We start from the raw sequence: 25051 nt of genomic DNA, 5'->3' as shown, positions 1-25051 counted from the left end.
GATCAATGTGGGAGCTGGCTTGCCTGCGATGGCGGTGTAACAGGTTCAATACCTGTGACTGACACATCGCCATCGCAGGCAAGCCAGCTCCCACAGTTGCCCTATATTGCCCACAGCATCAGTGCTGTCACTTCACCTTGTTGCTCAAGGTTTCCACACTGCGCTTCACATCATCCAGGCTGCGCTTGAGACCGTCGATCTCGCTTTTCTGCCGCTCTATCGTGCTCTTCTGCTCATCCACCGTACGCTTGAGACTCGACAGCTGGCTATCACTGCTGCTGGCACTCGAACCGTCCTTGCGCTTGAACTCATCAAACGCACGCTCCTGCCCCTCTACTTTGCTTTTCAAGCTTTGCAGTTCGCTTTGACTCTGTTTTTGCCCAGCTTGCAGCGCCTCGACATCCCCCACGGAAACACCCGACGGCTTCAACACATAGGCACCGCCCACGTCCATCGAGCCGGCCGTCAACTTGTCTGAAGACGACGCACTAAATTCGCCCCACTGCACCGCACTCCCCGCCTGCGCCGAGCTGAACGCGCCAGTGCCCAACAACCCCGCTACACCTGCGGCCATGATCCAAGCCTGCTTACGGATACTGAGCATCAAACGACTCCCTGCGAAATGCCGAAATGGCATATCGCTATGACTGTCATTTATGGGGCTTGTTCCTGGGTTGCAAGCGTTCATCAGAACTTGGCACAAAGGCCATGTAGATCACTGATCTGCCACGTTTTTTTTCTGCGCATCTTTATGCGGGAAAACCGGCTGGGAGGTTGCGCTGAAGCGGCTGGATCTATATATTCCCAACCCTGTTACACCGCGCTACCGCCCGAATGGCGAAACTGGTAGACGCATGGGACTTAAAATCCCCCGCTCGTAAGGGCGTCCCGGTTCGATTCCGGGTTCGGGCACCATAGATATCAAGGGCTTGCCAGGGAAACCTGAGCAGGCCCTTATCTTTTCTGTTCCGCAATTCTAATAACTGTTCCGCAATTATCCCTCCTCCGGCGTCCTGCCGAACGATCTCCCCACTCAATAATTTGCCTGCTACGCTGTTCGCTCCACGGAGGAACAACGATGCCGAACTCAGACCTAATCCCTTCCCTGCTTTCCAAACTCTACGAAAACCAACTTGCCCTCGAAGCGTCCATCCTGGAGCTGTCAAATTGGGTTGAGCAACGTGGCTCCGCCGAGGTGGCAGACAATGTGCGAGGCGCCCTTTTCACAATCGGCCACAATGAAGAATTCATCAAAATGTCGCTGGCTGTCCTTATGACAGAGGAATGAGCACTACTTGCAGGCCACCGTCCAGAGTTGGTCCAGCTTAGTGGTATAGCTCTGGCTCATCATCTCTCGACGCATACCCCAGTCGGGGTTGGTAGGTACGCTGGCAGATCGAAGCGTTCCCTTTCCCCAACGTTCATTGATCTGATCAAGGACAGTCATGACCTGGGTTGCCTCGGTCGGCTGCGATATTGCAAAAAGATCATCGGTATATTCGCCTGGCTGGCACAGGTTGAGCAGCATTACCTCGGCCTTGCTGTATTTGAAACCCGGCCGGAAGATCCGATCTAGCGCGTCTACCGCCGCCTTCGTGAGCAGGCGCACGTCATCGGTAGGGTATGGCATATCTACCACCACCCCGTTGGCGTACTTGGCTTCCTCCGGGTTGAACATGCCTGTGCGGATGCAGACGCGGACCTTTTTGCAAAGCGAGTTCTGCGCACGCAGCTTTTCCGAGGCTCGCATCATGTAGGTGGCCACCGCCTCCTTGATCGGCGGCAGCTCAGTCAGCCGCTTGCCGAACATCCGACTGCAGCAGATTTCCTGCTTCGGCGGGTCGGGCTCGTCCAGCTCCAAGCACGACGTGCCGGCCAGTTCACGCGCTGTTTTCTCGATCACTACGCTGAATTTCTTACGGAGCGTCCAAGGATCTGCTTTGGTAAGGTCCATCGCTGACTTTATGCCCATGGCGTCGAGGTGGAGTTTCATTTTGCGGCCCACGCCCCACACTTCGCAGACGTCAGTATTACGCAGGACCCAATCGCGCTTGACCGGATCGGTGATGTTCACTACACCACCGGTTTGAGCTTGCAATCGCTTTGCCGTGTGGTTGGCCAGCTTGGCCAAGGTCTTGGTGCTTGCTATTCCAACCCCCACTGGAATGCCAGTGCAGCGCAGCACCCGCTCCCTGATTTGACGACCCAAAGCATCCAGCCCAGGAATACCCGATAGGTCAGCAAACGCCTCATCGATACTGTAAATTTCAACGGCAGGAACCATCGATTCGATCAGAGTCATCACTCGCTCGCTCATGTCGCCATAGAGCGCGTAGTTAGACGAGAAGGGAATGATGCCGTGTTGCTTCAGCTTGTGTTTGATTAGAAAATACGGCTCGCCCATCTTGATAAACGGCTTGGCGTCGTAGCTGCGGGCAATGACGCAGCCATCGTTATTGCTCAGTACGACGATAGGCACCTTTGCCAGATCTGGACGAAAGACCCGTTCGCAGCTCGCATAGAAACTGTTGCAGTCAATCAGCGCGAAGACCGGCGCGTTAGACATGACTGCGCACCGTGCTGGTGATCACGCCCCAGATCGATAGCTCATCCCCCTCCAAGACATACCGCGCTGGGTATTTCGGATTCTCCGACAGAAGAATCACCTCTTTCCCACGTTTGCACAGTCGCTTGCAGACGGGATCATTGTTCAAAAGAGCTACAACGACGTGTCCGTGGGCCGGCTCAATTGACCGATCCACAACAGCCAAGTCTCCCTCAAAAATTCCCGCCCCTTGCATACTTTCACCAGTAATCGCGATGAGATAGACATGCGGCGCCCTGATATTTAGGACCTCATCCAATGAGATGTGCTGCTCGATGTGATCGGCTGCCGGTGATGGGAACCCAGCAGGTACACGAAACGAGCAGAAAGGCAGCTTCGTGCCGCCTTCGGATATAGGACCTAAAATGGTAAAGCTCATGATGCAGCCTTCTACACATACTGTACGAATGTACAGTTAACTTTGCGGCCGGCTTGCGGTCAATTTTTCTGTAGGGGATTTCGACAGACGGAGAGGTGCCTATGTGCGGAAGGCTTTCGCAGTACCGGGGAATCCACGACTTCGTTGCAGCGCTGAGCATGCCCAATGCTCTGGCGAACTCTGTGGGCGATCAGCCGATTGAGCGGTACAACGTGGCGCCATCAACTACGGTTGCATTGCTGCACCTGCAGGGAGACCTGCTACACGCCGATCCAGTTCGCTGGGGTTGGCGACCACACTGGGCAAAAGACCGTGCAGCGCCGATCAATGCTCGCGTGGAGAAAGTCGCCCACGGCCCGTTCTTCCGGGCGATCTGGCCGCACCGGGCGATCACGCCTATCGACAACTGGTTTGAGTGGGTCGATGAGGGCGGGCCCAAGAAACAGCCCTACCTCATCCGTAGGAGAGATGGTGCACCGATACTCTGCGCTGCCATTGGCCAGCTACCGGACGCTGATGAAGGACCTGGCGAGCATGATGGTTTCGTGATCATCACCGCCGACAGCGCCGGGGGCATGGTGGACATCCATGACCGTCGCCCCGTGGTGTTGACCCCGGACCTGGCTCGGGAATGGTTAGATCCGGCCACGCCCAAGGAGCGCGCCGAGCAGATGGTGCTACACCAGGGCGAACCGACCGAGGCATTCGAGTGGTTCAAGGTCGACACGGCCGTGGGCAATGTGCGTAACAAGGGGCCCGAATTGATAAGGCCCGCAGTGTAGGAAACGCCTACTTGTCCCGTTGCACCCTGCAATTGATGTATGCGTCTGTCCCCGGCTTGGCTCCATAGGATTGACACATGGCATCGTCTGTAGCGCTCTTTTCCGCTCGGGCTGCCGAAAGATTCTTCAAGCTCTGCTGCCGCACCTCATATCCTTTGGTCCCCGGCAAACAGTCATCCCAGGCTATAATGCCGATTGCACAATCCAACGGATGGTTTGCGCACCCGCCAAGGGCTAGCAGAACAGCGACGCCGAATAGTTGTTTCATAGGTGTGGCCCTCCCCGGCCGCGGCCGAGTCTGCCACTTTTTCGAGGTTAAGCGAAGTTCAGCGAGTGATTGCCCTGACGTACGCCTGGCACGCCCGCAATGCGATTATGGCGTTATCCCCGTCGTCGGTGATGGCGACAATTCGTTGCGCATGCGCTGGGTCAAGTTGGGCTCGACGGGCTGCATGAACCACGCCGACGGCGCCGGGGGCGGTAGGCACGTTGCAGCTACTGGCTGGATCCTCGGCAAGGAGGACTGACAGCCGGACATCAGCAGTAGCAAGCTGGTCACGCAGGCGAGCCTGGTTGCGTTGGGCATCGGATAACTCCTTGGTGTGTTGTTGCTCCTGGCCGGCGAGCTGCTGCTCCAAGGCCAGGCGCTTGTCCTGTTCGGCCGCCTGCTGACGCCAGGCCTCGCCAGTGATTGCATCCAGTTCCTTCTGGTGGTGGGCTCCCTGCTCCGCAATACGCTCGGCCATCTTCTTGCCCAGACGCCAGTCCTGAACCTGCCATGCCCCGCCAAAGCCGATGGCCAGCGCCAGCAGGATTGCCAGCCCCAGGCCGATCAGCTTCTGTACCGGCGTCATCACGGCACATCCTTGAAGAAGACGTGATGCCCCAGGCGCAGCGTCTGTTTGGCCTTCGCCGCCCAGGCCGGGGCCTTCGGCATTGTCGTTGCGTAGTAGTGCGTGGCACCGCCAGTTGGATCAGGCACGGCGTCGGACATCACCTGGTCAGCCGCACGCTGGGCCTGGGCAAACTGCGCAGCCGGGATCTGCTTGGCGCCGCTCAGGTAGGCGTAGTTCGGGTCGTTCTGGTTCCAGCAGCTGAACTGCCAGGGCTTCAGGCACACACCGGTGTAGCCCTCCCCCCACCACGACTTAGCCTTGCCGTCGAACACACGGTTGCGGATGGTCCAGGCGACGGCAATTTGACCATCCAGCCCTTCGCCGCGGGCCTCGCCCCACAGGGTGCGCGCCAGGATGTCCCGGTCTTTCTCGGTTGCGTTCATACTTTTCTCCAGGCAATAAAAAACCCGCTCAAGGCGGGTGACCGATGACAGTTACGCGGGCACTACGGGCCATTCAATGGCATCCGGGAACTGCGGCTGCTCAATAACGCGGCTCAGCGCTACACGGTATTTTTTCCAAGACTTGAGGGCGGCGAGGTCTGCGTCCGTGGCTTCGTCGACATCTTCGGCGTCCTGTAGTGGCGCGATCGCATAGTCTGCGACGGACCGCAAGCGGGTGATCTCCGCGAAAGCAGTCTCCATGGGGTCGGCTTCAGGCGCTGTTAGCTCAGGAACCACCTGAACTGGCAATGAATCCACGGCTACATGCAGAGTGATGCTGTGCGCCAAGTCGGCGGGTTCGCCATCTTTCGCCACGCTTACGGCCAGCACCCCGTCGTTGTAATTTATGGCTACCGAGCAAGACGCATCGACCTGGTTCAACACATAACCCCAGCCTTCTGGCGGTGGAACCATGCCAAGCGTTCCGTGCACCAGGTACTGGCCAGGGCCAGGGTGCTCGGTGGTGATAGTGTTAGCACCCAGGGAGGTGACATCAATAACGGCACCGTCAGCACCGAGAATGTTTACTGCTGCGCGAGTTTTCATTTAGATAGCCTTGAGTGTGCCGTCAGCGGCGCGAGTGGTATTTCCGGTGTGGTAAAGCTCAATCCATGGCGTTGTGGCACCGTCGTAAATCGACTGAAATTTGATGGTGCCCGAATTGCCAGCAAGCCCATAAGGCCAGGCAACCGTTAGCCTGTTAGAGCCATCAGAGTGCCGAAAAATCTGCTTGTAAAAGTAGCCCGTACCGCCTGACGGCATTCCCGGAGAACCTGGCGGATAGAGATTTGGGTCAAGACCATGCACAGCATTGGTCAGCCAACTTTGAACTACGCTCGTCCGCGTTCTGCCAGTTGCGTAAGCGTCTGCGACGTTTCCGTCCGCGTAGCCGATAGAAGCCACGGCCGCAGTACCCAACCCAAGGTTATTACGGGCCGCAGCTGGGGTGGTGCCGCCGGTGCCCCCCATGGTTACAGGTACAGTGTTTTGAGTGGAGACCGTACCAAGGCCCGCCAATGTCGCCCCCCACTGCTGAATCATCGCCCGGGCTTGGTCGGCCAGATCTTTCGTGTATCCCTGCACGGGCATGAGCGCATACGCACCAGCACCGTTAGACGCGCTTCGATAGTTCGGCGTGATTGATAGCGAAGTGTTGCTGGCGATATTGGTTACTTCGTACTGCCCGCCATCAGGGCCTATAAATGCATCACCCACTCGGCTATTTGCGAGAAAGGCCGTGCCGGAGCCAACTACGGCATTCGAATTCAATGTTAAAGAAACTGTACCCGTTCTATACCAAGGCATATTTATCTCCAAATAAAATTTTTCGTGACGGCGACACGATCTAGAAAATCAAGTAACTTAAATCAAGTCCCAGGGAGCCTTGCATATACTGCCGCCATGTTACCGACATCCGTCCAAGCCCCAAGAGCAGTCACACCAAAAACCTGCAAGCATAACTCGTTATAGTTAAATCTAACGCCAATTGGCGTCCAGTTAATATGCGATGGTGTAATTAACCCTCGAGAAAAAGGGTTAATCATAAAATATTCATCGCTCAAAAGCTGACCTACAAGCAAGCTCTTCCAGTAATAGCCGTTAGCAATAGGGTTAATTATCACTCTCCCCTGAAACGACCATGAGTGACTGGCTCGGGAGAATAAGACCGGCACGGTGCCGGAGTCGTAAATTACGCTCCCGTCTTCCCCCCACATTCGCAACCCGTATTGAGCCTTTGAAAGCGAAGCAAAGACTGCTGCAAACCACTTACCGTAAGGCCGATCATTGATATTACGCGTCGAAAGAACAAAGCCTGTCCAGTTCCCCGCCCCCCCTGTTATGACCAGCCCTGCATATAAATCATCAGGCCTGGCGGGAGTATTCTGCATAAATATGCATGGAGGCTCCTGCGTGGTTATTGGGGCTGGAAAGTTGACATATGCATTGGAGTTAGAGGTTGCAGCATACGAGCCGCTATAAACAGCACAAAGCCTGGGCATCTCAGAATCTATTTGTATATAGCGCTCATCGTTAGCCACCGACAATCCGAAAGTCAATTTTTATACCTCATGACCAGCAATCTAAATTTGATCACCGTACCCAAAGACTTGTCTGCTTCAGCAGGGTGCTTTCCGTATACATTAACGACACCCTCCCCGACCGATACGTAGGGCAATGCACTGTATATATATTCATTGGCAGGCGGCTCGGTCGGCAGTATCACAGCAGAGCAGTTGCTTGGACTGAAGCCGGGGACAGAAACGGTAATGGGGCCTCCGGTGGTTGCTTGATAGAGTCCGTTGTGGAGGATTTGATAGGTAAAACTATCAGTGTCCATTTCTAGAGCGCCTGATTCGCTCCACGTTCTTACACCATGGCTCATGCGTCTAGATCTCCAAGCTGTACACGTTTACGACCACTTGCGTCGTATACCTTGATGGCCCGATTCGTCATTGATAGACGGCCGCCACCAGGTGCTGGCCCGTTGAATTCAAGGTTCCCCGCCTTATCCAAAAGCCATCCCTGTACGCCGGCCACATAGTTGTCTGATTGCAACGCCTGACCGATCTTAAGCATTGTTATCGTGCCGTCCTCGATCATTGCCGACCGCATAAATACCTGGCCGTTGCTCACAACGAATGGGGTAGTAATTCCACCGCCGGCAAGCGTATTCACCACGGCAAACCTGTCAGCACTCACCAGGAACTGGCTTTGCAGCAAGCCATCGGCATTCTGTTCAATGCCCAGGCCAATCCCTGCAGCCACGTACTGGCCGTTTGAGTTCACCTGCATCTTCACCGCCCACATGGTGGACAGCTTTCCATCGGTGTCGGCCTGGGCCTTGGCGGTGATTTGGATCGCCGCCTTGCTCTTCCACTCGCTGAGTGCGCTGGCCAGGTCTCCCTCGTCGGTACCGTCTCGCCCACCACCCACAACAGCCTGAAGCGTGGTTGACTGCGAGGCGACGGCCTTATCGGTGTCGGCCAGAGATTTGGTAACCGTCTGAACGGCTGACGAGTTCTCGTCAACTTGAGCCTGCGTGGTGTCGACTCTTTGACCAAGTGCGGTATCCGCATTCGCCCTGGTGAGCGCCTCCTGAGTTATCGCTGCGGCGTTGCTGCCGACGCTTGCCCCCATTTGGTCGATGCGCGTGCTAAGGGCGCTGTCACCATCGGCCCTCGTCGATGACTCCACGCCAATCGCGGCTGTGTTGCCGTCGATACTGCTTTTCAACTGTTCCAGTCGGGTGACTGTCGCCTGCTTGTCAGTGGCCACCACCTGTTCCAGCGTGGTCAAGCTGGCCCTGTTCGCGCCTACTGCCGCATCCAGCGACGTCGTGCGCTCGACCATGGCCAGGTTGTCGGAGGCTTGCACCTTCACCTGCTGGGCAAACTTGGCAGCCGCGTCCCAGTTCTGCAGCGCGTCTGTCAGTGACCCTTCCCCGTCATCCTCCCTCCAGCTTGCCTGAAGCGATTGCACCGCAGATGCTTGGGCAGTGACCTTGCCGTCCACGGTGTCGATGGATGCCTTGTTTTGTTGGATCTGGACCGCCATGGCCTGGGTTGTTTCGGCAATGGTGCCTATGTCGAACCAGTAAGCGGCGTTGGGAGGCGTGGTGTTTTTCGGTACTGGCCCGGTGGCTTGGTACAAATGCTCGCCCTGCCGCACCACATCGCCGGCGGCGTAGGTTTTGGCAGGATCGTAGACCAGAGCGTCCGTTATCTGGTCGATCAGGTCTTCCAGCTCCTGCTTGGCCTGTTCCAGCCGTTCATTCACCGATCCAGGGCCTGAGCCAGAGATGAGCTCAATCTCGTCTAGTAGCTCCTTGGCCAACTCCGTTTCGCCAATCTGGCCGGCGATCAGATCAAGGATCGGGCCGGCCTGTGAACTGGCCTGCCCTATCACTCCATTCACCACCGGATAGAACGGCCCGATGTTGCCGGTCCGGTCCACCAAGCGCGCCCAGAAGAAGAACCGAGCGCCCGCCAACAGCGATTGCATACGGTAGTCGGCCTGCGGGTATGCCAGGTCAGCCAGCTTCGTCGCAGCCGGCAGGCTATTCGCCGGGCCATACCAAAGTTCGGTCCGCTGGGTGTCCTCGGCGCCAGCAGGGAAGCCCCACTTGATGCCAATTCCGAACAGCTCGCTGGTGGTGGTCAGGAACGACACTGCCGGCGGCAGGCCGGTTTTTCCCTCCAAGTTGGTTAGGCTGGAGTTTTTCCAGATCGACGAGATTTCGAAGGCGCTCAATGCGCGAACCCGAGCCAGGTAGGCGCCCGAGTAAATACCGGTGACGTCGACGCTCGTCGAGCCAGTACGCTGCACCTTGATCCAGTTGCCGTTGTCCTTACGCCACTCCACGTCATAAGCGACGGCACCAGTTACGGCAGGCCACGAGATGTTCATGGTGCTGATCGCGATGCCCTGGTTTACCGCGTAGCTCGACGTCAGCGTGACGCTGACCGGCGGCGGTACCACGGTGATTGGTATAACGCTAATGGGGCGCTCTTCCAGGCGAGCGCCGGTATCGATGTGCGCGAACTTGCTCGGGTCGTACTGAACGGCCGATATCTCGAACACGCCGGGCTCTGGCCTGGCCACGCTGACCACCCGGTAAAGCGGGACTGCCAAGTCGTCAGCATCGAGCGCCCACACCAATTCCGGCTCAGGTGTCACGGAGTACGCCACGGTGACCGTGACCTGCCGACCGCTGACCACTTCCACGGTACGCCCCTCGCACTTGCCGTCAGGCAGATTGAGGATCAGTCGGTCGCCGGGCTTGGCCTGGGTATCGCGGTCCAGTTTGATGACCTTGCCGTTTACCGCCGATATACGCCCGCCAATGGCACGGCCGGCCAGCAGTTCGTCAGCAATCGGGATCACGTAGCCAGGCAGCGGGATACGACCATCCAAACCAACCTTGAAGGTTACTGCCCGATCCTTGGAGTTGGTCAGCAGCGCCCACTTGCCGCGGCGCTGGGCCTCGGATTCGCGGGTGCAACCGATGGCGCTGATTTCCAGCGGGTTATCGCCGTAGCGCCGCTGCAGCTTCTGGTCAGTCACGGCGGTGACGTCGGTGTCGTAGTTGTTCAGCGGGTTGTCATAGCTGACCAGTGCACGGGTGTAGCGCGTGCGCTCAGACGCGCTCGAGTAGGTGAACTTGCCGTCGAGGACGTTGGCCCGGGTATAGGCGAAGTCGAAGTCCGTTGCCCGCGGCATATCCGAGAGAGTGAACACCTGGCCTTGGGCCCAGTAGGTCATGCCTCGGTAGATCGCCGAGATATCGCGCAGCAGTGACCAGGCATCGGCTTTGCTCTGCAGGTTCAAGTTGCAGATGAAGCGCGGCTCCTGTCCACTCTTCCCGTCCGGCACCAGTTGGTCGCAGTACTGCGATATTCGGTACAGTTCCCACTTGTCCACCATCCACGGCTTGATGCGGCGGCCCAGGCCGAAGCGGTCGGCGGTGGTGATGTCGTAGGTCATCCAGACAGGGTTGTCGGTCCAGGCCTGCTTGAAGGTGCCGTCCCAAACGCCCGAGTAACTGCGCGACACAGGGTCGTAGTTGCTCGGTACCTGCATCTTCTTCAGCTTCGTCTCGACCGTCACGGCCGGGATGCTGCGGAACTGCTCAGCGGAAAACTCGATGTAGAGCAGCGCCGTGTTCGGGTAGCGGATCTTTGCGTCGATCACTTCAGTGAAGCCGGCGATCTGCATGGTGTCGGAGATTTTGTTGTTGTTTTGGTTGACCGTGATCCTTGTGATGCGCATTAACCAGCCGGTAGTGGCCTTGGGCAGATCTATACGACGGGTGCGCTCATACACGCTGGTGGTCTTGCCGTCGACAGCCTCGCTCAGTACCTGCTGATAGGCACCACCATCAGTGGCCAGCTCAACCTTGTATTCAATCCGGTACCCGTTGATGTTGCCCCCGGCGTCCACGGACTGGAGCGCAGGCCAGGCGAAACGCACACGCACGGCGGAAAGCTGGGTGTTATTGATCGCCCTAACCCAAGGGGTGCCGCTGCGCAGTTCGGTGCTGATGGTGGTCTCGTTCTCGACCGACGGGATCCCCTGGATATAGGTCTGGTCCACGGCCCCGGTGCGCCACTCCCACTTCACGTTCGGGAAGTTCATGTTGCCCTGGGGGTCTTGCAGCGGAGTGTTGTCGAGGTAGATGTCCCTGGCGGTTGGTGTGCCTTCGAATTCCCCCTCGCCCACAGCGATGAGCATTTTGGCAATGGCAACGGAGCGCAGACTGTCCGGGGCTTCTGTCGGCGCTTTTGGTTTTTCTTCGCCGCCCTTGGCGCCGTGGATGTCGATCTTGCGTGCTGCGCCCATGCTTTTCTCCAGGCAATAAAAAACCGCGATATCGCGGCTTGGGTTAACCTCAACCTTTTCTGGCAAGGAGCCAATGTGATGAAGCTCAAAAACGCTTTGGTGCTTGTAGCGGCGATATCAGCTACAGGCTGTGGAACTGTCAACACCACTTTCCGAGACGACACCGTCGCGAGCAATAAGCTGGCTCGTTGGAGTTCGAACTGCGATTCCGTACCGAGAATCTACAGCGGTGCCGTTTTTGATTACTGCACACTCGATGCAGCGCCGCGTCAGAGCACCGGGTTTGACGGATACCCATCTGCGTCATTAATTTTGCTAGATATGGGGCTGTCTGGAATTGCAGACACCCTCATTTTGCCCTACACAATTTATCTACAGAGCAAGCACGGAGACATAGAAAAGGGGCGATTCGAATAGTTGCACACGCTCTAACTTCCGGTGACCAGTAGCTTGCTCCGGCCATTGCTACATCTGGTCCTCGGCGTAAATGGCAGCGCCAATGATCGCCCCGCCGACACGGCGCTTGCCGTAGCAGAGCGGTACCGGGTTGCCCGATGCCGTGGTGTTCTTGGCGCTGCCGAACGCATAGCCGGGTGTATTCTCGGGCGCGGCACTGGTCTTGAGGCCGCCAGCCTGGGGGCTGAGCATTTGGATAACGCCGCCGGCGACAAGGCCGATGCCCGCACCTATGAGCGGGGTACCGAAAGGCGTTGCAGAGAAAATAACACCCACAACAATCAAGATCGCGCCGACGATGGTTTGAAGAATACCGCCGCGCTTGCTGCCTACGACCACGGGCGCAATGCGGATATCTCCGGCACCGGTGTAACTCAGCTCCTTCTCCCCGATATTGCGCTTATCGCGAAACACCGCGAACTCAAGACCGCGCGACTTGGCATTCGAAAGAAACCGCTCGAATCCAGGGATCTGCACGCATAGTGCTTTGATCGCCTCAGCCGGCGATTTGACCGCAAGCTTGAAGGACTTTCCAAACTGTCGGAGCTGCCCGTGAAGTCGAACTGTCGTCATGGGTTGGTAGTTGATCGCTGATGCCTGCATCACTTTCTCCGGGCAATAAAAAACCGCCCGGAGGCGGTTTCAAGGTTTTCTTGATTCAGTTGTAATCGACATAAGGCCCTATGTAGAACCCAGCCATGTCGCCGCTGATACGGTACAGGCTTTCCTTGCCTGGCTGCACCGTTGCTGCAATGGTTCGAATTGCAGCGCCCCCGCACAAGCCAGAGCCAGCTAGGCCTGCACCGAGATTGGGCGAGCCCGGCGGAAGGTAGAATGTGGCACGCTGACCAGTTCCGATCTTTGCAGCCCTGCGGCCGTCGACATAAACGACGATGTCGCAGCCAGAACCCACCGCGCCAGAGTCGCGCACCACAATGATTTTTCCGCTCTCGCCAGCTGGTTTAGTCTGGAAGGCATAGACCTCGTCCGACGGGACCGGCTTCGCATCCCGCACCGAAATCGCCGATGAAGCGCATCCCGCCAGCATCGCCACCGCTACCGCCGCTATCAAAATCCGCATGTCGTTCCCTCTTTGGTTTGGCGGGACTGTAGCACTGAGGAGTAGGATGCAAAAAGCCCAGCGCGGGGCTGGGCTTCCTAAGTGAAACATTAAATGGCGTATGTAAAGTTCTTTCCACCAAAGTGGGCTGTCTCTGGGAAGCCGGCAAATACCTTCTTCCAGAAAGCTTCGGCCCCTGGTAGCACCTCAATGCTCACGTCTCGGATCCCGTCCTCCCGCAACATCCCTATCAGCTGCTGCATAGCGGAGAAGCCTACCCCGATTCCGCGAAATGGGCCGAAGACAACTAGTGGGAAGATTTCATTGCCGCCAGCTCTGAACGTGCAGAAACCGGCATATTTGCCACCATGCAAGATCGCAAGCACAGTTTCGCCCAGAACTTCAGATCCATTGCGCACCGCCCGAATACTGTTATTGGTGTCTTGCTCTAACAGATTTTGAAGCCTCGCAATTTCAATCTCCGTGGCAACCCGCAGCAAAGTTCCGCTGACCATTTCAGTGCTCCTAGCAAAAGATGGCACTTTAGCACTATACAGCAGAGCGATGGAAAGCCCCCTGTCCACCCATCCAGCCTGGACGCAAACCCAGTAACGGGATTGGATTCAGCCGTAGTAGCTTTGCGCCTTCATATACAGCAGCCAGGGATAGGGCATGTCAATCAGAAGCCTCGCAAAGAATCTACCTGCAGACCCAGACATGCCTGGGTGGGTACTGGGATGGGCAGTGGGCCGTAATGATCCATGGAGCTTTATTGACATCTACGCCGACAAGCATGTCGCGGAGATAGAGGCCGAGCGCCTGGGTAATGGCCACACTGTGAGGTATGGGTCGCACAGGCTCGGAACCGATGAGTTCATGGGCGGCGGCGAAGAGCCTAGATAGCGGCTGCCTGCGCCAAGCCAAAATCAATTCTACCCGGACCAGATACAAGCGCAGCCTGAAGCCCTGACTTGCCATGGTAGCTGCGGCTGTAGCCGCCTTTGCTCTGGCACTTGCCGGAAAATTTCACGCGATCCATCTCGACACCGCCATCAAGAATGGCGACTTCGGCTTCAGCGCCGCAGATACCGCCACCGGTGATGGTGAAGAGGTCATGAATGGTCAGCATGTAGCGGTGTATGATTTGCATGTGGCCCTCCGAGCTTAGATCATCGTCGTGGATAAAGAACTGTCTGCCACGCAGACATAAGGAACCTCGTGATGGACCCTCGATTTGTAGTTCAAAGAAACTTCCCGCGGTGCGATGACTACGACGAAAACTCATTCAATGGCCAGCTACACGAGCACGCGCTCTGGGCACAAGATGAATACTGGCTCTTAGAGTGGGCTCTCTACCAATTGGCCAAGGAAGAGGAAATCGACCCTCAGCTCTACTGGCAGGTGTTTCGCATCTTCAGCCACTGTTTCCTTTCATTTGGCTGCCACCTCGATCGGAATGACGGCTACAAAATACGTAACCTCAAGAGAGCACAGCTATACGACTGTCGGGAGAGATTCCAGGTGGTATTTGAGGGTTTTTTCTCCAGAAATATGCCTGAGCAAAACATCTTTGAAGAAGAGAACCCACTGCTGCTCACCGTCCATTAACTTGCTGAAGTACCTCCTTCACATCAGATGATGCACGCCTGTCTTTGTGCCTGAGGATCAGGCGTGTTCGGTCATGCCATGGTCCGCCGTAGACGATGATCTCGGACGGCCTGCCGTACAGGTGGTGCAGCAAGAAGGGGCCAGGCCCGAAGGCGCCCGACTCTTCCTCTGGTAACGCCGGATCGGTACCCAGGTAAATCCCGGCATGGTTCGGGTGAGCCGTGCGCCCGACCTGCATAACGATCATGTCGCCGCGCTGAGGGGTGTCGACCCGCTCGAAGCCAGCGGCGGCGTAGTTTGCCTCGTACAGACTGGTGCTTTCTGCGCTCTCCCACCAGCCATCAGTGCGCTTGAAGGCTTCAAATTCCAAACCCCATTCGCGCTGGTACCAATCGGCGCAGACCTGCCAGCAGTCCCAGGCGCCGTGCACGAACGGACGCTTGAGCAACGACGTGCTGCCCGTTGGCATGATCGTGCGCATGTCGCTCTCGGGCCACGACAAAATGTGCCAGGGCAAGGCCGTGGCCTCGCACATGGCCAGGTCATGCGGTGACGGCCTGCTGGTAGCGTCCGGGTGCGAGTGAACGATGCCGATCACTTCACCTAGGTCTTCCGCAGCGGCGTAGTCCTCGGGATCCAGCCGGAACTCTTCGTTCGGCTCCGTGGCGATGTTCCGGCACGGGAAGTACTTCTGTGCGCGCCCGACGGCCAGCAACAGGCCGCAGCACTCTTTCGGGTACTCGGCCGCCGCGTGCGCCTGGATGGCCGCGATAATGTGCTTGCGCATGGTCAGCTCCGGGCAATGAGGGAGACGGCAGGGAATCCACCGAAGGACAGCTCGTTGTTTTCACCGAAGCGCAACTTGCAGGACGACAGGCAGCCCTTGCACTGATCCTTGGCAGGGTCATCAGTGGGGTTGTCCTCGTCGTCGAACATGGCGGCGCCGGTGTAGCCGCAATCTGGCCCGCGGTACCCGTTGGTCATGGCCCAGTGACAGAACGTTGTCATCTGCCGGCCTGGCAAACCGTGGTTATCGATCTCTCCAGGGGACGACAGCTCCCAAACCACCGCCTCGCCATCCTCACTGGTTTTCTGGTCGATGTACCAGATCTCCAACGCCTCCTGGGTCGGGTCGGCAGTTGGGTTGCCCTCGGGAAAATTGGCGGCGTCCAGGTACTGCGCCAGCGTCTCACGGACAGTCAGCTTGAACTTGAGCATGTCCTCGAAGGCCAAGCATAACGCTGTGACGCGACCGTTGACGTTGCCTGCGGCAAAGGTTGGCCGAGAGGCGGTGCCGTCGCTGCTCGAGGAAATACCCTCAATCTGCACCGGCCAAGCTGCGTATTCCTGGCCCTGCCAGATAATCGACTTGGCGGGCAGATCCTCTTCCGATCCCTCATAGGCCAGCAATTCTTCTGGCGTGTGCGGGATCGCGTGACCGTGGAAGCGCAGGTAATCTGCACCGTATTCGGTCCCGTCAATTTCGAACAGGCGAATCTCGCCGCCGGGCTCCAGTTTCTGGATGTCCGCGATCAATGCCATGGGTAGGTCTCAGGGATGAAAGGTTTGTTCGAAGGTGGCGGTGATGGCGTAGACCTGGCCGCCGCGGTGCACCGGCTTATAGCCGTTGCACTTGTAGAGCCCAAGCACGCCAAGGGGTGGCGTCCAGAGAAACGCCTTTGCCCCTTTGTGTTTGTCGAGGAACTTCCTGATCTCCAGGATTCGCACTGCCATACCGGTAAACGTCACCGGCCAGGATTCCGACTGATTGTTCAGGCCATCTTCGACCGATTGCTCATAACCATCGCCAAACTTCTTGGAGCGGATGCGCTGGGCAATATCGCCCTCCGCGCCCTTCTCCGTCGCCCAGGTGAATCGTTCGATAGTCATTAGCGCCCCTTGATTGCTTTGTTGATGACGCCGCCCTGGCGCATGTCCTTCGAGCGCAGCTCTTGATACTTCTGCTCTATAAAGGTCGCCAGCTCCTTGCCGAACAGGTCATAGCCAGGTGCGTCTGCACTCGACGAGGCATTGCCGTCGCCATCGATGTGCACTTCAACGTTGATCTGCGTTGAACCGGAACCGCCGCCCCCCATTGCCATTACGCCCAGCTTGCCGCTCGACGTACGGGTCAGAGGCATGATTGCCTCTTCACCAGCCTCACCCATTACGCCGGTTTTGCCGTTGGCCATGCCGAACGCCGTGGGCTTGCTAACGATGGAGTTGGTGAAGGCGCCGCCGTCGGCGAACATTTGCACGCCGCCAGACCAAGCGCCGCCCATCGCCTGGGGAAAGTACGAGCCCGAGTAGCCGCCAGCCGATGCGCCAAGGTTCGAAGATGCCGCACCAGCGGATCCCGCGGCCAGGCCGTTACCTCCGGCAGCGCTGCCACCAAAGTAGCTGGCCGCCGCTCCCACCAGACTACCCAGCAACGCCGAGCTAGCCTGACGGGTGGCAATGCGCGCCATGTCAGCCAGGATCGATTTAGCAAAGTCCGAGAACGACGCCTTACCGGTCATGGCAAAGTTGACGATGGAGTCTTCCATGGAGCTGAAGGCGCTGCCGAAAAGGCTCTTGGTCTGGCCGGCAATGTCTCTTGCCGAATCCAGGTAGTTTTCCCATGCAGCCGTTGCGCCCTTCGTCCAATCGCCCTGTGCATTCTCCACGTCAGCGTAGTTCTGCCGGATCTGGTCAGTGGCGGCCTTGTTCGCGTCTGCGAGCGCCTGCGACTTCCGTTTGAATTCTTCCTCCGACATGTTTCGCGAGGGGTCGGAGCGCTGGTTTTCCAGCTCAAGCGACTGCTGAGCAAACCGGTCTTGCTGGCTGTTCAGCTGACCGCTCAATGCGTTTTGGCGATCCCCCTGACCCACACCCAACACGGCGCGCTGCCCTGCAAGCTCCAGGGCGCGCTGCTGCTGCCCCAGCGCCTGCACGTAGGTACTGATCGCGCGCTCCTGCTTGGCGAGTCGCCCACTCTCATTGGTCGCCAGCACTTCAAGCTGGCTGTCAGCGTCTTTCTGCGCCTTGACCATACCTGTGCGTGCGTCGGCGATTTTTTGGTCCAACTGGATGCTTTGCGCTGCGGATGTGGTCTTCTTGCCCTTGGCAGCTTCTAACGCGCTGATCTCGGCTTCATAGGCTGCCGTCACCTGGTCACGCTCGTTGCCGATCAGGGCTTGGCGTCGCAGAAGGTAGTCAGCCTCAGATATCAGCCCGGCCTTTTGCGCCGCATCCAGTTCCTTCTGGTAGTTTTTGTAGTCAGCGGCAATAGAAGTCAGATTGTTCTTCGCGTCATTGAAGCCGGTCAGATCTACCTGAGTGCCAGGCGCTTTCGGGTCCTTGAACTGATCATTGATATTCGCCAGGTTCTTGTCGATCGCTGCTTGGTTCAATCGCGGGTCGTTCGGCGCAACTTTTCGGATGTTTTCGAGTTGCCGCTTGTACTCCTTGACCGCCTCCGTGCGCTTTTGCTCATTTGTCCACGCAGACTTGGTCAAGGCGTCAATTTTCGTCATTGACGATACGGCATCACCCTGAGCCTTGGCCTGCTCACCCTCCCACTTGGCGATATCGGCCTGCGCAGCCTTCTCGTCTTCCAACATGTTCAGGCGATTCTGCCGGAACTCGATCAGTGCATCCTTGGACTTCTTGTTCTGGAACAAGCCGTCCATGTTCTGCGCTTCAAGGAGGTCGGCCTTGGCGCTTTCGATATCCGTGTTGATGTCGCGACGACCGATATTTTTGATGCCGTCAGCAGCGCGCGCAACTGCGTTGTACGCCTTCTCCCAAAGGCTTAGGTTCGCCAGAATCTTTGGCGTGCGGTCGTTGATCGCATCGGCATAAGTATCGGTTGCGAGCTTTACCGCGGCGGCGTGATCGCCCTGCTTCTCCAGAGCCACGATTTGCGAGTAAACCGAAGCCGTCAGGTAGTGGTACTGTTCATTTAGCGCGGCGGATGCTTTCACTGGGTCTTCGGCCAGCTTGGAGAACTCGGAAACCGTCTCGCTCACTGCCTTGCCAGTAGCTTCCTGCATCGACACGGCGGCTTGGGTGATCCCGGTGAAACTCTCGCCTGCGATCTTGCCGTTGTCGGCCAGCATCGCCAGCACTGCGGCTGCTTGACCGGTGGTGCCGACCGTTGCGCTTACCTGCCGCGCCATATCGCCTAGTTGCCCAGCGCTGACACCGGCATAGTTACCAGTGAGAATTAGCGACTTGTTGTAGCTGTCCTGCTCTTCACTGCCTTTGTGATACGCGTAGGCAAGGCCGCCTACAGCAGCAGTGGCGAGGGCCAAAGGTGCCAGGATAGCGAGAAGCCCAGCAGCACCTGCCCCAGCACCGGCGCCCAATTGAGCCACGGCACGCACGCCGCTGCCCCAGTCACCCGACGATAGCGCGTTACCAAGCTGAACAACGTTTTCCTGAGCCTGCCGGGTACCGAGGCGCAGCTTGTCGAAACCGGTGGAGGTCTTTTCGAGCTTGGCGTAATCCTTGTCGATCTTGCTCAGGGCAGTGTTGTACTGGTCCTGGCTGATACGGCCGGCATCCAGGTGTTTGCCAAGCTGCTCGACCTGCGTATCCAGCTTGGCGAGGGCAGCGCGAGCTGGGTCGATGGCGCCCAGCAGGCTGTTCAGGGCCTTCTGTTCGTCGAGGGCAGACTTGGCCAGGGCGATCTGCTGCTTGTCTAACTGAGCGGAGATCTTCGCCGCCTCGGCCTCGCCATAGGCGCCGGTCTTGGTCAGCTTGGCGAGAGCGTCACGCTGCTTTGCCAGATCCTGGGTGGTCTTGGCGCTGGTGGAAAGCGATTTCTCCAGCGCCTGCATTTCGTTCATCAGCGAAACAGCGGACTGCTCGGCTCGGCCGCCAGCCTTCGCCATTTCATCCAGGCTCGTTTTCGCCTGGATTGCATCGGCCGAGTCGATCTTGACGCCGAGTTCTGCAATGTTCATCGACTCACCTTGAATAAGTGCCCGTGGTTACGGGCTGTTTTCCCTTTCCTCCGCCATAACGCGCAGGGCTTCGCCTTCCAGCACCTGAAGGTCAGGGAAGATGTCAACGAGTTTCTTTTTTTTGATGCCGAGAAATCCGGCTACGTCGCGGATGCAGTTGTAGTCGAGGCCAATTGCGCCGCCGGCGCCTGCACGCCACTGGGTGGACATCCGATCGAACAAGAGGAAGGCTGGCCAAAGGCACGGCCAAACATCGAACTCTTCTTCCATGTCCTCTGCGTCCCAGCCGAAAGCAGCGATCTGCTCGGCATCCGGCGGGGACTCATACAGGGCGCGGGCGGCGCGTATTAGTTTCCCGTGCGGGCCTTGGAGTAAGCATCCTGATAGGCGTCTACGACTGCCTCGGTTGTGCCCTGACAGGAAGTCACCAGCGCCTTGATGCTCTCGTCGTCAAATTTGTCGTCGAACTCCCAAGCCACAACCAAATCCTTGATTTGCTGAATCTGGTTTTCGGTGTCAACGGCAACGATTTCGGACACGGAGGGCTTTTCGCCGAACTTATCGAGGCCGTCCTTGCGCCGCTGGTTCCACTCATCAAACAACGTTGCAAGCTCGATCCGGTTTCGGTATTTGAAGGTGAACCCGACCTTCACCGGATCCTGGCCGACTACCGGGACCATCACGGCCCCCAGGAACGTCGGTGATTGGGCAATCTTGAACTTCGCCATGATTAAGCCCCGCCGCCAGCGACAACAGGCGCGCGATACGCGGTGATCTCGGCGTTGATAGTGAAGCCGAACGCAACTGCAGCACCTTCGTTACGCACCAGGGTCGGGCTTTTGTTGAAGGAAGCGTAACCGGCGTAGTAGATCGTCTTGCCGTTGGGCAGCGACATACGCAGGATGCGTACTTCCTTCTCGCGGTCAGCCTTATCGAGCTCTTCGTACCAAGCCAGGCTGTCATCATCGGCCAGCTGGAAGGCAAAAGCCTGCGCGTTCTTGGTGGTTGGAATCTGCTTGTCGCGGCGCGCTTCGAGTGGCGCGTACGTCCAGTACTGCTGCTCACCGCCAGACATCGAGTTGCCGATAACCTGATTCACCGCAACCCAGCCGGTGACCTTTTTGGCCGTACCTGCACTGATGCCGTCGGGAAAGAACGAGGTATTCGAGGTGTCGATACCTTCCAGGGTGAAGGCGCCGGCAGCAGCAGCGGCAACACGCACGGCCCGCTCGTTGATGTCCTCCCATCCGGAGGTGATAAGCAGGATGTCACCATTGGCGAAGCCGTTGGCGAGTGCGGTAGCCACACCTGGGTTTGCGTTTGTGATGCTCGCAATCACCTTCGCAGCGGCAAAGCCGGTGGAGAGCGCCAGTGTTGCCCCGTTGGGGAAATAGACAGACATGGGTTTTCCTCTTTGCAGAAATGACAAAACCCGCTCATGGCGGGTCAGGAGTTGCCCAACGGGCGAGTTACGGGGTGGTATCGGAGCGGTAGGTAAACGAGAGCGGCACGGTGTAGCTTGAGTCGCCGGTAATGCCAGGCCCGACGTCTACGGGCGTCATGGGCGTCACTACGAAACCGTTCTTTACTTCTCGCACGTACAGCGGGAATAGCGCGATGATCTCGGCGGCAAGTGGGTTTGTCTTCGCTTTGCCGGTGCCGGCCGGCGCGATGATGCTGACCTGAAATACGCCGGTATAAAGCCGGTGATCACCGCCGAGCGTGTTGCTCGCGGTGTCGCCTGGGATCGTGAATGCCCGCAGGTAGGTTTCACCCGCCGCCGGCGCGTAAGCAGTGTTCTCGAACACGATCTTCAGCTTCTCCGGCCTGGCAGCGTTCCAGGCGATGAGCTTGGCCTCGTAGATCGAGGCGATGATTGCGTGTGACATCAGGCCACCTCGTACACAAGCGCGGGCGATACGCCATGTAGGCTTTGATGTCGACCACAAAGCCCACACTGATGCAGGTACTGCGCAGGAAACGACAGCAGTACCGGGGCGTTTTCGACTTGCATCAGCCTTCCGCCGCACTCGCAAAGGGTGTAACGCATCACCGGGCGAACCGGCACGCCTTCGAACTTCATACCTGGTTGTTCCTGATGGCCTCCAGCACGATCTGCTGGAAGCGAGCCACGGTTACCCGGACCATGCCGCCGGGGGCCTGGGTGGAATGGCCGAACTCCAGCGGGATCGCGTAGGGCAAATTGTTGATGATGTAGGCCATCTGGCCGGCAGTGAAGTCGCTCATTGCCGCGACCAGAGCAGCAGTGGTTTCGGCGCCACTTGGGTCTACCTCGTCGTAGGTGACGCTCTCGACCACGCCCAGCGAGATGTGCCAGTTCGCTCGGAACCGGCCACCGACATAGCCTTCAGGCGCCTTGATGTCCATGCCATCGTTGAGCTTGCGACCCTTCTTGAGCCTGCCGCCCTTCGTGAGGTTGGCCGGGTCGCTGCGCACCGCGCTGTTGTGATCGTCAACGGCCTTGTTGTACTCGGTCGCTACTGCGTTCTGCGCCCAAATCTCCGGGTTACCTACCGGAGACATACGGATCAGACTGCTGCCGACCTCGATGATGATCTCGCGCACACTGGCATCAATGGCTTCCCCCGTCTGAGTAGCGAACTCGGCCAGGCTCAGGGCGAAGCTGCCGGATTGTCCGACGCCTGCCCGGCTCATGACCGCACCTGCAGTTCATACAGGATCGGCGTACCGGCAGGGTTGACCTCTTTCTGCGGCGGCACGATTGACCAGATACGGCCCTGAGCTACCACCTTGTCGAGCAGACCCGGTACCCAGGCCAATCCTTGCGCGGCGATCTTGAGTTTCTTGTCGCCCTGCCTGATGAGGCTGTTATTCTGGAATTCGATGCCGGTGAAGTCGAGCAGGATGCCCTGAGCGATCTGTTCGATAGTAGCCCCCGGCGCCTCGCCGCCCGTCTCCGGGTCGTACTCGCCAGACTCTATCTTGCTGATGGTCACGGGCTGGCCGAACTCTGTGATCATCTCCAGAGCCATCACGGCCATTTCGTCATAAAATGCCATGATCCACCTGCCTAGAATTGAAATTAGAAAGATGCATACCGAACTGTTAGATGCCGCTCACAAGCTTAAGCAGGCCGTGCAAAGCAGCAGTGGCAATGTTAATGCCAAAAAAGTTACAGCCGCCCATGCGCTAGCTAAAGCGCTTTCCGAGCAGCATCCTGTAATCGCCGGCCTCGCCGCTCAAATCATGGACGATTGCTTCCCCAGGGATAGAAATCCCAACGTAAATCTGGAGAAGCTGGATTCTGTTACGCAGGCACTCTGCTTTAAGGACGGAGGTCGCGCCTTGTCTTGGTATACCGGCGAGAAACTTAGTGACGACATAGGGCTTTAGGCTCTAACTGCAAAAAGGCCCCGCTTGGTTAGATAATCAGCAAACTGCGTTGCACTCGGCCGGTCCGGCGCCGCCGGCAGAAGTCGGTTGCTGGTATTGGATATGGTCGCGTACTCCCGAGTTACCGCACCCTCGACGCGCTCCAGCGTCACAGCACCCTTGCGCCTGTCGATTGGGTCGATGTCGTCCTGGTGGATCTCTGCGGCCAGAGCCATCTGCCCGTACTGGATCCGTGCGGGCAGGTAATTGTTCGGCTTGATCTCCTGATCCAGCAGCACTTCCCGGCGAGGCCAGGACAAGGCCTGCTCGCTGCTCATCTTGCGCCCTTTCCAGGTCATGCCATCCATCGCCAGGGCGGCCCGGCGCAGCAGTGCTTCTTGCTCCGGGACGTCTGCGGGGATGACCGTGCCGAATTTCACGGCATACCGGGCGAGGTCTTCAGCGTTTGCGTAGCTTTCGGCGTCAGGCATGCCGGTGCCGTCCTCAATGATGAGTGTCATGCGTCAACTCGCTGGAATGGTTTGAGATTGGCTACCGCGCAACCGGTAGCCAGCATTATCAGGTCTTGGCCAGCTCAGCGACGAGCTTTTCCAAGGATTCTTTCGAGGCGTTGGCCCGATACTGGACCTTGGCTTCATCGAGCTTTGCTTTCAGCGCAGCGATTTCGCCAACTTCATCAGGCAGTGGCGTGATCGAGGCCTTCTTCAGTGCCTCGATCTCTTCGCGCAGTGTGTCGACAGTCAGGTCCAGGCCGTCACGCTCAGTGGTCAGCTCTCCAACTGAAGCGTGGATGGTGCCCAGCACTTCAAACAAGCGCAATGCCAGTGCACCAGCCTCTGGACGGTGGATTTCGCCAGCTTCCAGGCCGTCGACCAGCAGAACCATGGCGTCACTCTCGCCTTGCAGATCGGCAAGCAGCTTGGACAGTTCAACAGATGCGATCGCCTGTGTGCCGACAAAAACAGGCTCTGGCAACGCTACCACCACATCGACGCCAGCATCTTCGTATGCCGTGACGATTTCGGGATAGTCACCCACCACGGTAACTGCCGTTGCATCGCGCTCAATACTGCGGAACAGGCCCGGGACGCGGTAACGCTTGCCAGGCTCAAAGCCGTCAAGCTGGTTTGTATAAACGAGTTCCATCGGAATCTCCGTAGCGGCTATCGCTAGCCGCTTCCTGGGTGGTTATCAGCCGCCTACTGGTGGCGTGGTGGTGAGATTGATCATCACGCCGGCGGTGACCTTGTTGCTGTCCGAGTGCTTGACCCAGTTCGCAGCGGAGCCGACGGCCGCCAGCGTTGGGTTGGTGCCGCCGGTGGTTTCCTTCCAGCTGTAGCCCAGCACATCGATGTTGACGGTGCCCTCGGCGCGGTAGCCGATTGCCAAGTTTTCCTCGTCGTTCACGTCGTACGAGCGGAAGCCTGGAGCCTGGGACTCGGTGATGACCACGGCATTCGGCAGCAGGCCGAAGATCGCATCCACTGGCGCCTTGTCGGTCACGAGGACCGGCTTGCCCAGGGTGCCAGGCAGGCCGCCGTAGATCACGACACCAGCTTCTTCGTAGACCTTGTTCGCGATCGCTTCATCAACGATGTCGAAGTAGGCAGACGAGTGCATGACCCACAGAGCAATGCGACCAAACTTGTCGCCGAATTTGCGCATGCCACGGGTCAGGGTCTTCTTGCCGTCGGTTTCGATGTTGGCAGACACCACCATTGCGGCGTTTGAACCGATGGCAGCCTTGAGAGCGCCGGTGGCGTACTCGATAAAGCCCTCGATGGTCGCATCAGCTACGTCGGCGCCGATGATCTGGGAGAACTCATCTACTGCACGACCGCGACGCTTGAACGCCTCTTCAGTGGTCTGGTACGGGCCGTATTTCCACGGAGCCTTGACGCCTACAGCTTCGCCGGCGCCGATTTTCTTGGCGGTGACCTTGCCGTCGGAGTTGACATCGCGGTGTTCCAGACCGCCGCCGAGCTTGTAGAAAGCACGCTTGCGAAAGTCGCCTTGGATCAGTTCGTTGTCGAGAACAATTGCGCCGTTGGACGAGGCGTTGAACACGTCCAGGTTGTCCTGGATGCGCTCTAGATATGCGGTTTGCGCCTCATCGTTGTAGATGATCAGATCGCTGTTGACAGTCGTTGGCATGGTTT

34 protein-coding genes and 1 tRNA gene are annotated in these 25051 nt (G+C 58.0%); 7 read left to right on the top strand and 28 right to left on the bottom strand.

Annotated elements, in window-relative coordinates; all coding sequences use genetic code 11:
- Positions 1–127: 127 nt before the first annotated feature.
- On the bottom strand, positions 128–604 hold the full coding sequence (locus tag GIV35_RS04965; RefSeq protein WP_213153062.1) for a hypothetical protein: 477 nt from the start codon (positions 602–604) through the stop codon (positions 128–130).
- A 224-nt stretch (positions 605–828) separates the two neighbouring features.
- Here GIV35_RS04965 and GIV35_RS04960 point away from each other — a divergent pair.
- Together GIV35_RS04960 and GIV35_RS04955 are read left to right on the top strand one after the other, a co-directional pair.
- Positions 829–915, top strand: a tRNA-Leu gene (locus tag GIV35_RS04960).
- A 163-nt stretch (positions 916–1078) separates the two neighbouring features.
- Positions 1079–1288 carry a hypothetical protein gene (locus tag GIV35_RS04955; RefSeq protein WP_034135893.1) on the top strand — a complete coding sequence of 70 codons (210 nt, stop codon included), beginning with the start codon at positions 1079–1081 and terminating at the stop codon, positions 1286–1288.
- A gap of 3 nt (positions 1289–1291) precedes the next feature.
- Here the strand turns inward: GIV35_RS04955 and umuC are convergent, their stop codons facing one another.
- Together umuC and GIV35_RS04945 are read right to left on the bottom strand one after the other, a co-directional pair.
- A complete protein-coding gene (gene umuC, locus GIV35_RS04950) occupies positions 1292–2566 on the bottom strand; it encodes a translesion error-prone DNA polymerase V subunit UmuC (RefSeq protein ID WP_236264687.1) in 1275 nt (424 codons plus the stop codon).
- Positions 2559–2984 carry a LexA family protein gene (locus GIV35_RS04945; protein WP_034135895.1) on the bottom strand — a complete coding sequence of 142 codons (426 nt, stop codon included), beginning with the start codon at positions 2982–2984 and terminating at the stop codon, positions 2559–2561. The genes umuC and GIV35_RS04945 overlap by 8 nt, the downstream gene beginning before the upstream one ends.
- A 101-nt stretch (positions 2985–3085) precedes the next feature.
- Here GIV35_RS04945 and GIV35_RS04940 point away from each other — a divergent pair, with 101 nt between their 5' ends.
- On the top strand, positions 3086–3766 hold the full coding sequence (locus GIV35_RS04940) for an SOS response-associated peptidase family protein (protein WP_236264688.1): 681 nt from the start codon (positions 3086–3088) through the stop codon (positions 3764–3766).
- Between the two features lie 326 nt (positions 3767–4092).
- Here GIV35_RS04940 and GIV35_RS04935 read toward each other — a convergent pair whose 3' ends face one another.
- The 7 genes from GIV35_RS04935 to GIV35_RS04905 form a co-directional block, all read right to left on the bottom strand.
- Complete coding sequence (locus GIV35_RS04935) at positions 4093–4620, bottom strand: lysis system i-spanin subunit Rz (RefSeq protein ID WP_236264689.1); 528 nt, start codon at positions 4618–4620, stop codon at positions 4093–4095.
- Positions 4620–5045: a cell wall hydrolase gene (locus GIV35_RS04930; protein ID WP_236264690.1), complete on the bottom strand. Its 426-nt coding sequence runs from the start codon at positions 5043–5045 to the stop codon at positions 4620–4622. The genes GIV35_RS04935 and GIV35_RS04930 overlap by 1 nt, the downstream gene beginning before the upstream one ends.
- 51 nt (positions 5046–5096) lie before the next feature.
- Positions 5097–5651, bottom strand: a complete 555-nt coding sequence (locus GIV35_RS04925) for a tail fiber assembly protein (RefSeq protein ID WP_236264691.1) — start codon at positions 5649–5651, stop codon at positions 5097–5099.
- Positions 5652–6410: a hypothetical protein gene (locus GIV35_RS27445; RefSeq protein WP_419789730.1), complete on the bottom strand. Its 759-nt coding sequence runs from the start codon at positions 6408–6410 to the stop codon at positions 5652–5654.
- 62 nt (positions 6411–6472) lie between these two features.
- The gene (locus tag GIV35_RS04915) at positions 6473–7162 is read right to left on the bottom strand and encodes a hypothetical protein (protein WP_236264692.1); all 690 of its coding nucleotides are present in this window, start codon (positions 7160–7162) and stop codon (positions 6473–6475) included.
- The gene (locus GIV35_RS04910) at positions 7159–7443 is read right to left on the bottom strand and encodes a hypothetical protein (RefSeq protein ID WP_060765032.1); all 285 of its coding nucleotides are present in this window, start codon (positions 7441–7443) and stop codon (positions 7159–7161) included. Before GIV35_RS04910 ends, GIV35_RS04915 begins: the two co-directional genes overlap by 4 nt.
- 41 nt (positions 7444–7484) lie before the next feature.
- Entirely contained in the window at positions 7485–11444 is a 3960-nt protein-coding gene (locus tag GIV35_RS04905) for a phage tail protein (RefSeq protein WP_236264693.1), read from the bottom strand.
- 78 nt (positions 11445–11522) lie between these two features.
- Between GIV35_RS04905 and GIV35_RS04900 the strand changes: the two genes are divergently transcribed.
- The gene (locus GIV35_RS04900) at positions 11523–11861 is read left to right on the top strand and encodes a YceK/YidQ family lipoprotein (RefSeq protein WP_236264694.1); all 339 of its coding nucleotides are present in this window, start codon (positions 11523–11525) and stop codon (positions 11859–11861) included.
- Between the two features lie 48 nt (positions 11862–11909).
- Here GIV35_RS04900 and GIV35_RS04895 read toward each other — a convergent pair whose 3' ends face one another.
- The 3 genes from GIV35_RS04895 to GIV35_RS04885 all read right to left on the bottom strand — a co-directional run bounded on the left by GIV35_RS04895 (position 11910) and on the right by GIV35_RS04885 (position 13475).
- Positions 11910–12503 carry a tail assembly protein gene (locus GIV35_RS04895; protein WP_236264695.1) on the bottom strand — a complete coding sequence of 198 codons (594 nt, stop codon included), beginning with the start codon at positions 12501–12503 and terminating at the stop codon, positions 11910–11912.
- A 55-nt stretch (positions 12504–12558) separates the two neighbouring features.
- A complete protein-coding gene (locus tag GIV35_RS04890; protein ID WP_125970248.1) occupies positions 12559–12981 on the bottom strand; it encodes a hypothetical protein in 423 nt (140 codons plus the stop codon).
- An 89-nt stretch (positions 12982–13070) separates the two neighbouring features.
- Positions 13071–13475, bottom strand: coding sequence for a GNAT family N-acetyltransferase (locus GIV35_RS04885; protein WP_236264696.1), 405 nt, complete (start codon positions 13473–13475; stop codon positions 13071–13073).
- Positions 13476–13632: 157 nt separating this feature from the next.
- On the opposite strand from GIV35_RS04885, the gene GIV35_RS04880 reads away from it, so the two are divergent.
- Positions 13633–13863, top strand: a complete 231-nt coding sequence (locus tag GIV35_RS04880; protein WP_236264697.1) for a hypothetical protein — start codon at positions 13633–13635, stop codon at positions 13861–13863.
- On the opposite strand, the gene GIV35_RS04875 is transcribed toward GIV35_RS04880, so the two are convergent.
- Positions 13856–14110: a hypothetical protein gene (locus GIV35_RS04875; protein WP_236264698.1), complete on the bottom strand. Its 255-nt coding sequence runs from the start codon at positions 14108–14110 to the stop codon at positions 13856–13858. The genes GIV35_RS04880 and GIV35_RS04875 overlap by 8 nt on opposite strands.
- A gap of 71 nt (positions 14111–14181) precedes the next feature.
- On the opposite strand from GIV35_RS04875, the gene GIV35_RS04870 reads away from it, so the two are divergent.
- The gene (locus tag GIV35_RS04870; RefSeq protein ID WP_236264699.1) at positions 14182–14568 is read left to right on the top strand and encodes an Imm41 family immunity protein; all 387 of its coding nucleotides are present in this window, start codon (positions 14182–14184) and stop codon (positions 14566–14568) included.
- Here the strand turns inward: GIV35_RS04870 and GIV35_RS04865 are convergent.
- The 11 genes from GIV35_RS04865 to GIV35_RS04815 all read right to left on the bottom strand — a co-directional run bounded on the left by GIV35_RS04865 (position 14555) and on the right by GIV35_RS04815 (position 22558).
- Positions 14555–15355 carry a C40 family peptidase gene (locus GIV35_RS04865; protein ID WP_236264700.1) on the bottom strand — a complete coding sequence of 267 codons (801 nt, stop codon included), beginning with the start codon at positions 15353–15355 and terminating at the stop codon, positions 14555–14557. The two genes, GIV35_RS04870 and GIV35_RS04865, sit on opposite strands and share 14 nt — an antisense overlap.
- Before the next feature lie 2 nt (positions 15356–15357).
- Positions 15358–16110: a phage minor tail protein L gene (locus GIV35_RS04860; protein WP_236264701.1), complete on the bottom strand. Its 753-nt coding sequence runs from the start codon at positions 16108–16110 to the stop codon at positions 15358–15360.
- Positions 16111–16119: 9 nt separating this feature from the next.
- Positions 16120–16458, bottom strand: a complete 339-nt coding sequence (locus GIV35_RS04855; RefSeq protein ID WP_236264702.1) for a phage tail protein — start codon at positions 16456–16458, stop codon at positions 16120–16122.
- Complete coding sequence (locus GIV35_RS04850; protein ID WP_236304301.1) at positions 16458–19517, bottom strand: phage tail tape measure protein; 3060 nt, start codon at positions 19515–19517, stop codon at positions 16458–16460. The genes GIV35_RS04855 and GIV35_RS04850 overlap by 1 nt, the downstream gene beginning before the upstream one ends.
- A gap of 27 nt (positions 19518–19544) precedes the next feature.
- Positions 19545–19817: a DUF1799 domain-containing protein gene (locus tag GIV35_RS04845; RefSeq protein ID WP_419789662.1), complete on the bottom strand. Its 273-nt coding sequence runs from the start codon at positions 19815–19817 to the stop codon at positions 19545–19547.
- Between the two features lie 47 nt (positions 19818–19864).
- The gene (locus GIV35_RS04840; protein WP_072433992.1) at positions 19865–20245 is read right to left on the bottom strand and encodes a phage tail assembly chaperone; all 381 of its coding nucleotides are present in this window, start codon (positions 20243–20245) and stop codon (positions 19865–19867) included.
- A gap of 2 nt (positions 20246–20247) precedes the next feature.
- On the bottom strand, positions 20248–20919 hold the full coding sequence (locus GIV35_RS04835) for a phage tail protein (RefSeq protein ID WP_058410631.1): 672 nt from the start codon (positions 20917–20919) through the stop codon (positions 20248–20250).
- A gap of 67 nt (positions 20920–20986) precedes the next feature.
- The gene (locus GIV35_RS04830; protein WP_169918323.1) at positions 20987–21406 is read right to left on the bottom strand and encodes a phage tail terminator-like protein; all 420 of its coding nucleotides are present in this window, start codon (positions 21404–21406) and stop codon (positions 20987–20989) included.
- Complete coding sequence (locus GIV35_RS04825; RefSeq protein ID WP_169918322.1) at positions 21406–21600, bottom strand: hypothetical protein; 195 nt, start codon at positions 21598–21600, stop codon at positions 21406–21408. The genes GIV35_RS04830 and GIV35_RS04825 overlap by 1 nt, the downstream gene beginning before the upstream one ends.
- Entirely contained in the window at positions 21597–22193 is a 597-nt protein-coding gene (locus GIV35_RS04820; protein ID WP_060765021.1) for a hypothetical protein, read from the bottom strand. Before GIV35_RS04820 ends, GIV35_RS04825 begins: the two co-directional genes overlap by 4 nt.
- Positions 22190–22558 (bottom strand): hypothetical protein, encoded by a 369-nt coding sequence (locus tag GIV35_RS04815; RefSeq protein WP_060765022.1) that lies wholly within the window; start codon positions 22556–22558, stop codon positions 22190–22192. The genes GIV35_RS04820 and GIV35_RS04815 overlap by 4 nt, the downstream gene beginning before the upstream one ends.
- Positions 22559–22589: 31 nt before the next feature.
- On the opposite strand from GIV35_RS04815, the gene GIV35_RS04810 reads away from it, so the two are divergent.
- Positions 22590–22892 carry a hypothetical protein gene (locus tag GIV35_RS04810; RefSeq protein WP_236265111.1) on the top strand — a complete coding sequence of 101 codons (303 nt, stop codon included), beginning with the start codon at positions 22590–22592 and terminating at the stop codon, positions 22890–22892.
- On the opposite strand, the gene GIV35_RS04805 is transcribed toward GIV35_RS04810, so the two are convergent.
- Genes GIV35_RS04805 through GIV35_RS04795 form a run of 3 tightly spaced genes read right to left on the bottom strand, consistent with a single transcriptional unit; the run spans position 22889 to position 25046 of the window.
- Positions 22889–23392, bottom strand: a complete 504-nt coding sequence (locus tag GIV35_RS04805) for a DnaT-like ssDNA-binding protein (RefSeq protein ID WP_169918321.1) — start codon at positions 23390–23392, stop codon at positions 22889–22891. The genes GIV35_RS04810 and GIV35_RS04805 overlap by 4 nt on opposite strands.
- Positions 23393–23450: 58 nt before the next feature.
- Complete coding sequence (locus GIV35_RS04800) at positions 23451–24038, bottom strand: hypothetical protein (RefSeq protein WP_169918320.1); 588 nt, start codon at positions 24036–24038, stop codon at positions 23451–23453.
- A 45-nt stretch (positions 24039–24083) separates the two neighbouring features.
- A complete protein-coding gene (locus GIV35_RS04795; RefSeq protein ID WP_169918319.1) occupies positions 24084–25046 on the bottom strand; it encodes a major capsid protein in 963 nt (320 codons plus the stop codon).
- Positions 25047–25051 lie beyond the last annotated feature (5 nt).

This window comes from Pseudomonas sp. PA-1-6B (genome assembly GCF_021609545.1).
Classification (GTDB): Bacteria; Pseudomonadota; Gammaproteobacteria; order Pseudomonadales; family Pseudomonadaceae; genus Aquipseudomonas; species Aquipseudomonas fluorescens_BV.
This window is presented reverse-complemented; position numbering and strand designations above follow the sequence as displayed.